Origin of the sequence: Gracilibacillus salinarum, from assembly GCF_022919575.1 — a bacterium.
In the GTDB taxonomy this organism is placed as follows: Bacteria; Bacillota; Bacilli; order Bacillales; family Amphibacillaceae; genus Gracilibacillus; species Gracilibacillus salinarum.
The window spans coordinates 4149895-4165136 of sequence record NZ_CP095071.1 but is presented as its reverse complement, the minus strand read 5'-3'; the positions used below and the strand labels follow the sequence as shown (position 1 = coordinate 4165136).

At 43.2% G+C, this 15242-nt stretch carries 8 protein-coding genes and 1 pseudogene; 1 reads left to right on the top strand and 8 read right to left on the bottom strand.

Going from position 1 to position 15242, the window contains the following annotated elements; all coding sequences use genetic code 11:
• The 6 genes and pseudogenes from MUN87_RS19565 to dhbA form a co-directional block, all read right to left on the bottom strand.
• Positions 1–219, bottom strand: a complete 219-nt coding sequence (locus tag MUN87_RS19565; RefSeq protein ID WP_244743196.1) for an MbtH family protein — start codon at positions 217–219, stop codon at positions 1–3.
• A pseudogene (locus MUN87_RS19560) lies at positions 203–7356 on the bottom strand (amino acid adenylation domain-containing protein). The gene MUN87_RS19565 and the pseudogene MUN87_RS19560 overlap by 17 nt, the downstream one beginning before the upstream one ends.
• A gap of 22 nt (positions 7357–7378) precedes the next feature.
• On the bottom strand, positions 7379–8266 hold the full coding sequence (locus MUN87_RS19555; RefSeq protein WP_244743193.1) for an isochorismatase: 888 nt from the start codon (positions 8264–8266) through the stop codon (positions 7379–7381).
• Positions 8267–8440: 174 nt separating this feature from the next.
• Positions 8441–10048, bottom strand: coding sequence for a (2,3-dihydroxybenzoyl)adenylate synthase (locus MUN87_RS19550; protein WP_244743190.1), 1608 nt, complete (start codon positions 10046–10048; stop codon positions 8441–8443).
• 12 nt (positions 10049–10060) lie between these two features.
• A complete protein-coding gene (gene dhbC, locus MUN87_RS19545; protein ID WP_244743187.1) occupies positions 10061–11248 on the bottom strand; it encodes an isochorismate synthase DhbC in 1188 nt (395 codons plus the stop codon).
• Positions 11249–11278: 30 nt separating this feature from the next.
• Complete coding sequence (dhbA, locus tag MUN87_RS19540; protein WP_244743184.1) at positions 11279–12049, bottom strand: 2,3-dihydro-2,3-dihydroxybenzoate dehydrogenase; 771 nt, start codon at positions 12047–12049, stop codon at positions 11279–11281.
• A gap of 348 nt (positions 12050–12397) precedes the next feature.
• Between dhbA and MUN87_RS19535 the strand changes: the two genes are divergently transcribed.
• A complete protein-coding gene (locus MUN87_RS19535; protein ID WP_244743181.1) occupies positions 12398–13636 on the top strand; it encodes an MFS transporter in 1239 nt (412 codons plus the stop codon).
• On the opposite strand, the gene MUN87_RS22475 is transcribed toward MUN87_RS19535, so the two are convergent.
• Positions 13577–13732 (bottom strand): helix-turn-helix domain-containing protein, encoded by a 156-nt coding sequence (locus MUN87_RS22475; RefSeq protein ID WP_369413961.1) that lies wholly within the window; start codon positions 13730–13732, stop codon positions 13577–13579. The two genes, MUN87_RS19535 and MUN87_RS22475, sit on opposite strands and share 60 nt — an antisense overlap.
• Before the next feature lie 750 nt (positions 13733–14482).
• Positions 14483–15184: a deoxynucleoside kinase gene (locus MUN87_RS19530; RefSeq protein WP_244743178.1), complete on the bottom strand. Its 702-nt coding sequence runs from the start codon at positions 15182–15184 to the stop codon at positions 14483–14485.
• Positions 15185–15242: the final 58 nt, after the last annotated feature.

The window sequence follows — 15242 nt, the reverse complement described above, 5'->3', positions numbered from 1 at the left end:
TTATTTTCCTAATCCGACAGCTTCGGTACTCGTTGAATCGACTCGGATATCAGTCCAGTGTGTTTCGATATAAGCGATACAATCTGCTCTAGCGGCTTTGCCATACTCAATATCCCAGCCGTCCGGGATATTTAGAAAAGCAGGCCAGAGTGAATACTGGCCTTTATCGTTTTTTAATGCATAAAATGTTCCGTCTTGGTTTTCAAATGGATTCTTCATGCTTTCTCTCTCCTTCTTGTAATGATTTGAGAATCTGTGCACCAATTTCAGCAAGCGGTGCAGGCTGACACATATCTTTATGGCGACATTCCACTTCATATTCTTCGATATTCCCAGTTACATATGGTTTCCACGTATCGGTATAAATAGGATCGAACCATTCTGGAATAATGGTAGATCGGAAGAATAGCAAATCACCATGATACGGTTCTGGCTGATAGTCTTTTAGAATACTAACCGAATTCACATACGTATCTTTTAAATTCATTAGTGTTTCGTGATCTAAGCTCGCTAGTGCACTGCCATCTTCCTGTAGCAGCTCACTTACATTCTCAAAGGTCACTTTCTCTTCTCGCAAGCTTTCCGGATCATATCCACCAAGCGCAAGCAGTGCGACAAGGGCTTCATCATCATCCGGTGCTGCTTTTATTGGTAAATAGAGACTTGGATAGGCGTCCAGCATTACGACAAGTCCAACTTCCTCCCCTGACGCTTTAATTCGTTGGCCATCGCATGAATAACATTTCCGCCTAACGACCAGCCGACTAAATGATAAGGACCATGTTGCTGAACAGTCTTAATGTGTGCCACATATTCCTTAGCCATCTCTTGTATCGAACTTGGCCATCCTCCTTTTTCAGCTATACCACGAGCTTGCAATCCGTAAATTGGATATTCTTTACCTAATGCCTGCATCAATCCTGCATAGCACCAGCTCAAACCACCTGCAGGGTGTACACAGAAGACAGCAGGTTTGGTTCCATTCTTTCTCAATGGTAAGAGGATATCTAATGCATTGTCACTTTCACCGTCCTCCATCTTCTCGGCCAATCCTGCGACTGTTGGTGCTTCAAACAAGCTGGCAATCGTAATATCTTTTCCGAATGATTGTTTAATGTTAGACATTAGCTTTACGGCTAACAGCGAATGACCACCTAAATCAAAGAAGCCATCATCAATACTGATATGCGAAAGTCCTAACACGTCTCTGAACAGCTGACAAAGCAGTTCTTCCGTTGGTGTACGCGGTGTTCGATCTGAACCAGACCCTGTGAATTGCGGTGCAGGTAACGCTTTTTTATCCAGTTTTCCATTTGGTGTCAATGGCCATTCTTCTACATGAACAAACGCGGAAGGAACCATATAATCTGGCAAACGGCTGGCTAAATACGTTTTCCACTCCGCCGTCTCTATTTCCTTATTATCTTTCATTTGTAAATAGGCGACGAGACGCTGGTCTCCAGGCTGATCTTCACGGACAAGTACTGCTGCTTGGTTAACATCCGTATGCTCTGCCAGTGCCGTTTCGATTTCCCCTAACTCAATACGGAATCCTCTGATTTTTACTTGATGATCGGCACGACCGATGTAATCAAGTGAGCCATCATCCCGCCATTTAGCAAGGTCACCAGTTCGATACATACGTGCCCCATTCGGTTCAAACGGATTAGCGATGAATCTGTCAGCAGTCAAGTCTGGGCGACCTAAATAGCCTAACGCCTGTCCATCACCTGATACATGCATTTCCCCGATTACACCTGGTGGCACGGGTTGCAGCCAATCGTCCAATACATAGACACCAAGGTCAGGGATATTCTCCCCTATGACACTGTTTGCCCGAATATCGACGATACGCTCGTCAAACTCCATATAACTGACATGTACAGTTGTTTCCGTAATACCATACATGTTAATAAGTTTTGGTGCATCATCGGCGTGGCGCTCGTACCACCCTTTAAGTCGGCCAACCTCTATTGCTTCCCCACCAAAAATAACGTAGCGGAGTGATAAGTTTTGGCTCAGCTCCTGATTGTCCCTGTCTGCTTGCATCAACTGATAAAAGGCAGAAGGTGTCTGGTTTAACACGGTTACGTCTTCTTCTGCAAGCAGTTCGAGAAAGGCATCAGGTGAACGGCTGACATCATATGGGACGACAACGAGGCGTCCTCCATTTAATAATGCTCCCCAAATTTCCCAAACAGAGAAATCAAAGGCATAGGAGTGGAACAACGTCCAGACATCATGATGATCAAAATCAAACCAATGATTGGTAGAGCCGAATAAACGGATCACATTCTGGTGTGGGATAACGACACCCTTAGGATTACCTGTTGAACCGGATGTATAAATCACATACGCTGGATCGATTGGTGTTACTGGCCTGCTTCGATCACGGTCAGTCGGGTTAGTATCGCTCTGGTGTTCTAATGCTTTTACTACCGCTGGTTCATCAAGTACGATCAGCTCTTCATCGTCCTGATCTTGCACCGCCTCAACATGGGTAGAAGTCGTAACAATGCATACAGGTTGCGCATCGTCTTTCATATAACGGATCCTTGCTGCTGGATAATTCGGATCAAGCGGAACATAAGCTGCACCTGTTTTTAATATCGCCAGCAATCCAACTACCATGTCTACTGAACGCGACATCGCTAAAGCAGCAAATTGTCCTGGTCCTACCCCTTTATTGATCATGAGATGAGCAAGACGATTGACCTTTTTATTTAATTCCTCATACGTCAGAACTGTCTCCTTGTAACTTAGCGCCGGTTGCTGAGGATGCTCTTGCACTTGCTTCTCAAATAAGGCATTCACCGTATTTTCTGCCACTCTCATTGGCTTCGGACTGCCTAATTCTAACATCGCCTTTTTCTGCTGTTCTCCTAAAATATCAATCTGTGATATCGTCTGATCAGGTTCAGCTGTCGCCTGATCTAAGAAGCGCAGTAATTGATCTATCATTCTTTCTATTGTATCTCGTTTAAATAGTTCGGTACTGTATTCTACTAATCCTTGTATTCCTTCATCTTCGGCGCGCCCATGCTCGGTAAACTCGAAGGTCAGATCAAACTTGGATGTTCCGACACTGCGAATATGGACACTGCTCTCTAATTCCGGCAGTTCTAACGATGCCTCAGGAGTATTCTGCAAAATAAGCATGACTTGAAACAATGGATGTTTCGCTTTTGACCGTACTGGATTCAGCACTTCTACCAGTCTTTCAAATGGCAGCTCCTGATTTTCATAGGCACTTACGTTCACGGAACGAACCCGAGAAAGCAGTTCACGGAAACTTGGATCATTGGATGTATCTGTTCGGAGTACAAGTGTATTAATAAATAACCCGACAAGGTCTGATAAAGACTGTTCGTTTCGTCCAGCCACCGGACTACCTAATGGAATATCCTCACCCGCACCCATTCGCGTTAACAGTGCACTTACTCCTGCTTGCAGAACCATGAATAAACTGACTCCATTTTCTTTTGCAACCTGCTCCAATCGTTGATGGAGTGAAGGATTAAGCGTGAAGGCGAATGTATCTCCTTGATGGCTGGATTCTGCTGGTCTTGGATAATCTGTCGGCAACTCCAATTGGTCTGGTAAATCAGCTAATTCCTGCTCCCAGTATTGAATCTGTTCCGCTATGAAACTATCTTCTCCCTGTTCTTCACTCAACAGATCATTTTGCCACATGACGTAATCTCCATAATCGATCGGTAACTCCTGCCACGATGGGCTCTCATGCATTAAACGCGCTTGATAAGCTTCTTGTAAATCCTGTGTGAACGGATAAAGTGACCAGCCATCTCCAACCATGTGATGAATGAGCACAAGTAAGGTGTAGCGTCCATTCCCTTGTTCGAATAATCTCACCTGACAAGAAGGTTCTTCCGATAGATGGAAGGAATATTGGACAGCTTCTTCGATCGCCTGTTTCATCTGTTCTGCTTTTACTTGCTCAACAGGAAGCGCTGGTATTACTTGATCTGCTTCAATGATCGTCTGATACGGTTCGCCATCATGTTCTCTAAAAATTGTCCGAAGTGGTGGGTGACGATCAATAACGTCACAAAGGGCCTGATACATGGCTGTCTGATCAAGATTACCTTCAAGCTCAATCACCATTGGGATATTATACGTCGGACTCGCCCCTTCTAATTGATGAAGGAACCATAATCGCTTCTGTGCAAAGGATAAAGCCATCTCGGCAGGTTTTTCCCTTTTTTCAATTGACGGTCTCACCTTCCCGCCAACATTCAGCTGATGAACTAGCCCAGCTACAGTAGGTGCTTCAAACAGCTTTCCAATGCTGATCTCTACTTCAAACTCGTCTCTCATTCGATTAATTAAGCGTCCTGCCAATAATGAATGACCACCTAAATAAAAGAAGTGATCATGCACACCAACCTGAGGGAGATCCAGGACTTCCGCAAATAATTCCGTTAAACGTTTTTCCTGAGGTGTCCTTGGCTCACGATCGTGTGAACTGCTTTCCTGCTGTGGTGCAGGTAACACTTTTTTGTTAATTTTCCCGTTCGGTGTTAACGGAAAGGCATCGAGTACTACAATTGCTGATGGCACCATATATTCCGGCAAGTATTCATAAGCTAATTCACGTAATGCCGTAGCAATCGATTCAGTTGGCGCCGTGACATAAGCAACCAGACGCTTATCTCCCGGTCGATCCTCTCTGACGATTACTTTGGCCTGATTTACTAGATCATGCTTGGCTAATATCGATTCAATCTCACCAGGTTCAATCCGAAATCCTCTTACTTTCACCTGATCGTCTACTCTGCCTCCGTAATGTAACGTACCATCTGCATTCCATAAGGCACGATCTCCTGTACAATACATCCGTTCTCCAGCGCCATCGAATGGATTCGCTACAAAACGTTCCGCCGTTAAAGCTGTTCGACGGTTATAACCCGCCGCAAGTCCGTTACCGGCAATATACATGTTACCCATTACACCTGGAGGAACCGGCTGAAGACTGTCATCCAAAATATAGATTTGCGTATTCAGAATCGGCTTACCAATCGATGGCGTCTCATTTACTTCCTGCTCAAACGTCATCGCAGTTGACCAAATGGTTGTTTCCGTCGGACCATAAAGATTGGTGATCTTACATCCTTGCTGATGCAGAGACTGTGCCAGCGTTTGTGGCAAAGCTTCACCACCAACAAGCACTTCTACACCATTTAAAGCATCTGCATTCTCTGCTACAATCGACTGCCACAATGTCGGGGTCGCTTGCATGATCGTAATGGTCTGATCTTTCAATTCCTCTGTCAATTGTCTAGGATCCTGAATCGATTCTTTCTCGGCGACTACACACGTTGCCCCACTTAATAATGGTAAAAATAATTCCAATACAGATATGTCGAAAGCAATCGTTGTGACGGCCAGTAATCGATCTTTTCCGGTAAGTGAGAATTTCTGATGCATCGCAAACAAGAAGTTCGTAACGCCACCATGCGTCACCATTACCCCTTTTGGATTACCTGTAGAACCTGATGTATAGATCATATATACAGGATCATCGAATTTGATCTCAACTTCCGGATAATCTTGCCCTTGATAAGCATAAATTTCTTTTTGTACATGCGAATCATCAAGCACGAGACAAGGAACATCGTTTGATTGAAAAACCTCCTGGATGTTCTGATAGGTAATGGCATAGGTCGGGCTGGCATCACTCAACACATAGCCAATCCGGTCAGAAGGATAGCTGGGATCAATTGGTACATACACAGCTCCAATATTCATCACCGCTAGCATGGCGATTACCATGTCCTCGGACCGCGGTAATGATAAAGCAATTACATCACCTTGTTTGACACCACGATGTGCTAATACATGCGATAATTGATTGACCTTTTCATCGACCTCGGCGTACGTATAGCTGTTACCACGAAATACAAGTGCTGCTTTCTCCGGTGTTTGACTGCATTGCTGTCTGAATGCAGATACAACAGAGTGCATCGGAACATCGAACGACGTATCATTCCATTTCTCTAACACCTGGTCATGTTCTGCTTCAAGCAGAAGATGATAACGACCGATTGCATCTTCAAAATTTTGATAGGCTAAATCTTTTATGTTTTTCACCATGCGTTGGACATGAAGCGCTACTTCTGATTGATCATATATTTCCGGATTATAATCAAGATCAATTCTAATCCCTTTTTTATCCTGCTGGTCATACACATTTACCGATAAATCATCAACAGGCCCTGTAGCAAGCTTATGGGTAACACCTTTCACTTCACCAAACTGCCAATCATAAGCAAATGGCATAATATTAACTTGAGGTCCGAATAACCTGCTTTGATCACCAACTTTATTTAAATCACGGCGTAAATCCTCATGTCGGTAATATTGATGCTGCTGTATCTGCTGCATCGATGTTCTTATTTGATGTAACAATTCCAGGAAAGACTGATCGGATTGAACAGTTACCCGAAGCGGCAGAATATTCATGACCATTGATGGAACCTTGATCGATTTCGAGCCCATTCTGTTCATCATTGGTACACTTAAGACAACGTCATCTGATCCAGTCAATCGATGAACATATAAGGCGACAGAGGCCATCATCACTTCTGACCAATGAAAACGGTACTGCTGTGCCTTTTTCTTGAGCAGTTCAAACGCAGATCTATCGAGATAATCTGTAATCTGTCCCACTGTTTTGGGTAAGATGGAAGTCTCTTCTGTTAAACTGACTACTTCAGGCTGATCAGCGAATTGGTCCATCCAAAACTGTCGATCTTTTTCAAATTTCTCAGATTGACGATATGCTTGATCTTCCTTTATCACCGCTTCGAACGTTGAACCGTTTCGTTCTTCCTCCTCCTGACCATTTAGCAAGGATTGATAATGATTAACCACCGACTGATTAAGCAACGTAAAACCATACGCATCTGAGGCTATATGATGAATCTTCTGATACCAGTAGTAGTGTTCCTCATCTAATTTAAATAGGACGTGCTTACATAACGATTCCTTGCCCAAATCAATCGCGGTTGCCACATCCTCTTTCATCCATTGGTACGCTTTTTCTCGGGAATTCTCTTCCTTACTAAGGTCCATTAAGAGAAACGGAACCTTTGGCTCGGTGCGTAATATTTGAATCGGACCATCGCCTTCATCAGCAAATTGCATCTGAAGAGCATCCGCTTCACGCATCGTCTTTCTGATTGCTGCTTCAAAGAAATCAATATGTAACGGACCTCGAATATCCACATACTCTGCTGTATTATAAATCGGATTATCCGGTTCAAGCTGTTGTGCATACCATATTCCAGTCTGAGCGCCAGTCAATGGCCAACGCTGCGCAATTGTCTGCTGCATAAAAACCTGCCTCCCTTTCCAATTAGACACTTTGCTTCTGGTACTCTGTTATTTTGGCCCACCAATCATTCAATGTTGGGTTCTCAGCCAATGTGACAAAGTCGACGTCGACTCCTTCTTGTCGCAATTCTTCTCTGACACTCATCAACCGGATCGAATCAAGTCCGACATCAAGGAGATTCTCCTGACCGGTCAGCTCATCTGGTGACTGATCCAATAACTCTGCCACTCTTTCCCTTAAGCCTTCAAACGATGCGAATTGTAAGTCATCTTGTGGTTGTACTGCATTTAAAACCTGCTCTAATGTAGTAGTAACACCGCAACGTGTCGCCACATAATTTAGTGCCATCTGATGTTTTTCGACTGAGAAATCGGCGATTGCATCAGCAACCAGAAAGCTTTGAACATCCTCCATGAATGCTTCAGTCGCAGTTACTAAACAGCCAATATGCGCATATACGCCAGTAATGATCAGCTGATCGCGGCCTGTTGCTTCCAGAAATGATTGCAAGCTGGTGCGTTTAAATGCACTATAACGCCATTTTGTTAATACAAGGTCCTCTTCATCTGGTGTAATGGTGTCGATGATTTTAGTCACAGATTCATCATCAGTCAGACCATCTCCCCAAAAGTCGGTCAATAGCGCTCTATCTTTTGGATCCTGGTCCCCAGGCTGTGCAGTATAAACCACCGGAATCCCCAATGCTTTACACTGTTTTTTCAGCTTCTCGATGTTGTTAACTAGTTCAGGAATGGGCGATTGCTCCTGGTCATAAGCATTCAAGAAGTACTGCTGCATATCATGAATCAGAAGGACAGCTCGGTCACGATCCACCTCCCAAGTCACACGGTTTTCTGGTAAATCTCCTGTTGTTGGCATTTGATAAGATGGAATGGTCGGTAATCCCATTAACCACACTTCCTTTCTCGTTTATTTTGCTTTCACTAATTTATCACGGTGCTAAACGTCGGTAAGACTCCCACTTAAGCTTCGAGTTCACAAAGAAGCTAAGTGGAAGTAAACAGACGCTAACACCCTGTTAATTTTCGCTAATGATCAGTGGGGGTCAAAAAACCCCACTGATCAAAGTCTCACTTTATCTGAAATTTGTTGTCTTAATTTCTTTTTGCTCACTTTACCAAGAGCGGTTTGCGGGAACGATTCAACCCATTCGACACGGTCAGGAATCTTGTATGTCGCCAACCCTCGTTTTTCCAAAAAGGTACGGATTACCGCTGTGGTTTGCTGTTCTCCCTTGGGTATGATGAATGCACATGAACGTTCTCCTAAGAAATGATCAGGCATCGAGACGATCGCTGCATCATACACACTTGGATGTGCAAGTAAATGATTTTCTACTTCTTCAGCTGCAATCTTTTCTCCACCACGATTGATTTGATCCTTGTCCCTTCCTTCAACTGTGATGCTTCCATCTTCATTGCGTCTGACAAGATCTCCCGTTCGATAAAACCCGTCATCTGTAAAGGACTTCTTATTGTGCTGTTCTGCTTTATAATAGCCACGGATTGTATATGGACCTCTCGTTAGCAGTTCACCTACTTCACCGATCGCAACTTCCTGATCGTCTTCATCCACGATCCGGACCTCATCATAGTCTGACATCGGCCGGCCTTGTGTATGAATGATCGTTTCTTCCGGATCATCCAGACGAGTGTAATTGACCAGTCCTTCTGCCATTCCAAAAACTTGCTGGAGTTGACAGCCAAATGCAGGACGTATTCGTTTTGCACTCTCCGCACTAAATTTAGCTCCACCGACTTGTATCACTTGTAAACTGGAAAAGTCATACGAGCGAGATTTAATTGCTTCCAGCCAAATCAGCGCAATTGGCGGGACCATCCCGGTAATCGTTACTTTTTCCTTTTCAATGAGCGGAAATGCTTCATCTGGACTTGAACCACCAGAAAGCACGATTCTACCACCTGCACAGATGGTTCCCAGCACACCAGGAGAACTTAACGGGAAATTATGCGCAACAGGTAAAACAGCCAGATAGACACTGTCCTCTGTCATTTCGCAAACCTCATTACTTTTTATCAAGCTGTACATGTAATCGTCATGTGTACGGGGAATCAGCTTCGAAAGTCCCGTACTTCCTCCTGACAATTGCAGAAATGCAACGTCTGATGGACGAACATCCAGCTTATTCAATGGTTCATCTTTATATAAATCTGCTAGTTGGATAAACGAATCGGTTTCTCCATGAACAATGACATTACCTAGTGTTGGTACTTCTTCCTTCACACGTTCTGCCATTGGCAAGTAATCGTAACCAGCATGTTTGTCAGCCACTATATATGCTTTCGCTTCGGAAAATTCACAGAAATACTGTATTTCACTGATGCGATGGGTCGGCAAAGCAAAAACAGGCAATGCTCCTAAATTAAACAGAGCGAAAATCACTTCAAAAAAAGCGATCTGATTAGGTAGCTGCACTACGACCAGGTCTTCTTTCTCAATACCTAGCTGCTGCAGACCAACTGCTAATTGGTCGACCCGCTCCTGCAACTGTGCATAGCTGACCTGCTCATCATGTGTGGTAAGTACGATACGGTCAGGATACTGCTCTGCCTGTTTTCGTAACATTTCACCAAATGTTTCCCCTTTCCAGCAACCTTGTTCACGATAATAAGTTGCTAGTTCTTCTGGCCATGTCGGACAACCTTCCACGACTAATCCCTCCTAGTTATCTTGAATTCCCATTGCACGCAGCATGGTTTGCATCTTCGCACCTGTTTCTGCTAATTCTTCCTCTGCTTTCGAGCCAGCAACAACGCCCGCTCCTGCGAACAGCTGCATCGAATGCTCGGTTGCTTCGGCACAACGGATTGTGACAATCCATTCTCCGTCACCTCGTTCATTGCACCAGCCAACCATACCGGTAAAGTATTGACGGTCAAATGGTTCAATATCACGAATAGCCTCATGTGCCGCTTCTGTTGGGTGTCCACAGACAGCTGGTGTCGGATGAAGAGCAGTCGCTAACGCTAATGATGAAGTCTTTTCGTCTCTGACAATCCCTTTGACCTCCGTGGATAAGTGCCACATTGTTTCCGTTTTGATTAAGGACGGTTCCTCTGGTACATGAATCAATTCACATAACGGATCCAGTGATTCCTTGACTGCACGGACAACTACTGCATGTTCGTGAAGATCCTTAGCAGATTGAATCAGTTCGTCTGCCCGTCGTTGATCTTCCACCGGATCACTGCTGCGAGGACGAGACCCTGCTAACGGATTGGCCATTACCATAAAACCTGATTTAGAAACAAGCAGCTCCGGGCTGGCACCAATTAATGTCCGAGACCGATCATTTTCTTTCGGCAAATCAAGTGCAAATGTATAGCCACTTGTATTATGATGAGCCAGATTTGATAGAATGGATTCAACTTGAATCGGTTGATCTGATGTCATTCGTAAGGAACGTGATAATACCAGCTTCTCTATATCACCTTTCTGAATCCGATCTAGTCCATCATTGACACCTCGTTCGTAATCTTCCGGTTTTGGCACAGGCTCTAGTGTATATGAGGCGTGAAAATCGTTATGGTCTTGCGCCTCTCCTGATTCAATTGGTCCTGCTATGTCTACTTCTTTTGGGACAACCAGATGGGCAGCGTTCTTTTTGTCAAAAGGTACGGCACCTATTACGATCGGGTGAGCGTGACCTGCCTCTTTTGCCTCTGAAATGGTAGCTTGAACCGACTCGGCTAACGTTGGATACTTAGCTTGTCCTGGAGTCCAATCAACAGCAGCAAATACGCCACTGCCTTTTAACGTTTGATTTGGTGAAGCAAGAAAATAATCTCCCACTTCGTATTGCTTCATTAACTCATTACCCGTTTGCTTTAATACATCGGTAAGCAGCATTAGCTGATGACCTCCTTTTGATTTTTCCTGCTAAACGCCAAGCGTTGCACCACCATCAACACAAATATCCTCCATCGTCATATGTCCTGATCTTTCTGACGCTAAGAAGAGAATCGTATCGGCAATGTCTTGCGCTTGTCCCAATTTCTGAAGGGGGATACCGAGACGATATGCCTCCTGCGTACCTTTAATCGATTGTTCTCTTCCATTTTCGTCGGTCCACAATTGCCTTAGCATATTTGTTTCGGTAGAGCCTGGTGATACGACATTGCAACGAATATTGTACTTGGCAAGCTCGAGCCCTAAGCATTTCGTATACATGGTGGCAGCGGCTTTCGAGGCTGCATAGGCTGCCATTGACATTCTAGGCATGCGTGCTGCATTAGAGCTTACTACTACAATTGATCCTTGCTTTCTTTGTTTCATTCGTCGACTGACAGCTTTTGTGACAAGGAATAGCGAGGTTGCATTAACCTCAAATGTTTGCTCCCATTCCTCCTGTGCCAGTGCATCCACTTCCGCTAAATGAAGTACACCTGCTACATTTGCAAGAATATCAATTGCACCTATCTTGTTTTCAATGGTGTCTACTACATCCTCCACAGCATCAATGTCTGAAATATCTATGCAAAATGGCGTGACTTGCTTGTTTTGTTCAAATCTATCCATAACTGTATGCTGACAATCAACCGCAGCTACATGTGCGCCTTGTTGGACAAACGAATCAACAACAACCCGTCCAATCCCACCTGCAGCACCTGTAACCATCACTGTCTTGCCAACTATATCTTGTAATTGCATGTCATCCTCCTTTCTAAAAATCACATGCATGATTGATAACGATTATCATTATCGACAACGCCTGTTACAAATGATAACCATTCTCAATGATAAGCGCAACCCTTTTTCCATTATTTGAAATAAATTAACTAATTAATTTACATAAAATGGGTTTATTGCTACTTTCACGCATTGGATCCTGATAAATAACTACTACAATAATGACTTAAAGTTGAGCTCAATCGGAATTATGATAGCGAGACAACGATCAGATGTACTAGTTTGTGTAACATATTGCGCTGATTCGTAACAATATTCAGGAAGAAAGTCTTGACAGTTCCCTCTATAGTTGTCTGTGGGGTGATTTACATGTTTAGAAAAGTTTGGAGAAATAAACATACACGTTACTATCTTCTCGGTGGCGGTATTTCAAAGCTTGGGGACGTTTTATCAGGTATGGCTTTTTTATTTTTGGCATATGATGTAACGAAATCAAATGCGCTAACAACCGTTATGGCGATTGCCGAAACCATGCCCTATTTACTATTCGGTTTAATTGGAGGTGTTGTGGCAGATTGGGCTGATAAGAGGAAATTATTAATCATACTTGATATAGTACGGATTCCATTGGTCTTTTCAGTTGTATGCTTCTACTATTTGGATCTGCTGTCCTTCTATTACCTGCTGATCGTCAGCTTTCTCATTCAGAGTATTGGGTGTTTCTTCAATCCCGCACACAGGTCGGTCCTGCCTGCTATTACACCCGAGGATTACAGAACTGCCGTAAACAGCATCAATGACAGTCTGTCCAGAGGAGTAAAGGTCTTAAGTCCCTTTTTGTCTGTGTGGGTATTGAATCACTATGGAGCGATTCATTTCTTCACTATTGATACGATTACTTATGCAGTAAGTGCTTGGTGCATTTCCAGAATTACGATAAATGATCAAGCCTCGGTTGTCATGAACAAATCAGTTAATAATTTGTTTCGTTCGATAGGTGAATTTACTCATTGGGCAGCATCACACCTTACGATAAGACGGCTGTTCCTATGTACGTTTATTACTGTATTCTTTAACACATGGGTATGGGAAGTAGGGATGTTACTTGCGTTGAGTCAGCTAAGCAAGGACAGTGAAGCATTATACAGTATGCTTCAAGGCGTGTTTGGTGGAGTTGTCATTGTTACCAATATCCTTCTACCTTTTTTTCTGAAAAGAATGTCATTGCTGCTCTATCTATTTGGGTCGATCATCTGGGGAATCGGGATTACATACTATGGTTTTGTATTTGAGATTAATCATTTTTTTATTGGCAGTGCTATCGTAGGGATCGGTTTACCAATAGCTGGATTGACTCGTATTCACTTGCTTCAGACACTAGTACCCGATGATAAAATGGGAAGGGCCTTTAGCACTAATGCCGTGTTATTATATTTATCAAACACTGTTTCTTTAGCAGTTTATGGTTTTCTTGTTTCCTTTTTATCCATACGAACATTAATGCTGTGGAGCGGCATGTTTATTGTTTGCTCAAGCGTAATCGGCTTATTAGTGACGATGGATTCTGCGAAATTCCGTCGGCGTTTTACGATAAATCTTTTTAAATAATTGATTATAGGCGGATACATTCTGAAATCCATGACTCAACGCAATGGTTAAAATCGTATGATCAGTCAATATCAGGGATGATTGGCTTTTAAACAATCGATATAATTGAAGCCATGAGTATGGAGAGATGCCAAGCTCTTCTTTAAAAAAATGAGCGAATTATGTCAACTACGACTGTATATCTGAATGGCCATTTTGATATATTTTATCTGCTTAGCAAAGCTCCGGAAATAGGCTCCGCGTCCTGTGGGCACGGCTTAAGCTAGGCTACTACTTGAATAACATCTGTGCTGCCTTGTGCCGAGGAAGCTTACTTCGAAGCGTTACTTGCAGACACAGGCACAAATAAGTGGATCTTCAGCTCGCGCTGATTCCACGGGAGTCTCCGCCTATTTCCTACGCTTTAAGGAAGTACTACATCATATGAAACAGCTAAAAGCAGTGGATCTAGGCATTATGTTATTCATTCAATTGCTGTTATATATACAGTGATCAATATGCTATCTCTTACAAAAGTTGTAGAGTCCACATCCTAGCGTAGGCCAACCACGGAGACTCCCGCGGGATTATGCAGGCGCTGAAGATCCACTTTGTGAAACGATCTTCTTCACAAAGTTAGCTTCAGCCGTGCCCCGCAGGACGCGGAGTGGTTGGCCGGAGCGGTATCCTAGCACATTAAATATCTCAATATGGATGCTTGGCTAGCGATGGCTAGTTTACATAATCCATATTATAGGAACTCAGCTACTTTACATGATCCGTAATAGGCACCCATTTATACTTTTATTCAGATAAAAACCATTGCCAATAGATAGACAATGGTTTCGCTGGATAGGATTTATGTTATTAGTTCGATGTGTCTACTAATTCCAACTTTACTAGCTCTTGTCGGATTAATTCTACGACAGTTTCCCGATCGTCCAAGTTATTTTCAAAATCCAGATCATCAACATTTATCTTAAGAACCGAAGAGATATTATACTCATCAAAATAATGACGATATTCTTTATTCAGCCGCTCCCAATATGCAATTTCTGTATCCAGTTCATATTGTCTACCACGCTTTGTGATTCGACGAACAGCTTCATCTGTCGAAGCCTCCAGATAAATCATTAAGGCAGGTGGCTGACAGTGTTCGATCATATTCCCAAACAAATCTTTATATATGTTAAACTCTTCCTCTGACATATCGCCAGAATCTTTCAACATCTTGGCAAAAATCACATCACCATAAATGCTGCGATCCAGTACTGCTTTATTTAATTGGCTTGCATTTTTTATATGACGGAATCGTTCATTCAAAAAGAATACTTGCAGCGGGAAGCTGTAACGCTCGCGATCATAATAAAACTTGTCCAGAATGGGATTGTTTACTACCGGTTCTTCAAATGGCGTATAGCCAAATTCATTAACAACGATGTCCATTAAGGTACTTTTTCCAACCCCTACTACACCATCTATTGTAATCATGTTCCATGTCTCTCCTTCAGTGTTGTCTTTTAGCCCTTTCAGGCATTCTTGATAAAACCCCTTGTCTTGTTGTTTCAACCTGTTATCACTCCTTCAGATTGCATTGGATTATAGGGTTTGCTGTGTTCTGTTTACA

Excerpts from the sequence above, each read along its gene's own strand:
- MUN87_RS19565 (WP_244743196.1), bottom strand. The coding sequence starts at position 219 with ATGAAGAATCCATTTGAAAACCAAGACGGAACATTTTATGCATTAAAA.
- MUN87_RS19555 (WP_244743193.1), bottom strand. The coding sequence starts at position 8,266 with ATGGGATTACCGACCATTCCATCTTATCAAATGCCAACAACAGGAGAT.
- dhbC (WP_244743187.1), bottom strand. The coding sequence starts at position 11,248 with ATGCTGCTTACCGATGTATTAAAGCAAACGGGTAATGAGTTAATGAAG.
- dhbA (WP_244743184.1), bottom strand. The coding sequence starts at position 12,049 with ATGCAATTACAAGATATAGTTGGCAAGACAGTGATGGTTACAGGTGCT.
- MUN87_RS19535 (WP_244743181.1), top strand. The coding sequence starts at position 12,398 with ATGTTTAGAAAAGTTTGGAGAAATAAACATACACGTTACTATCTTCTC.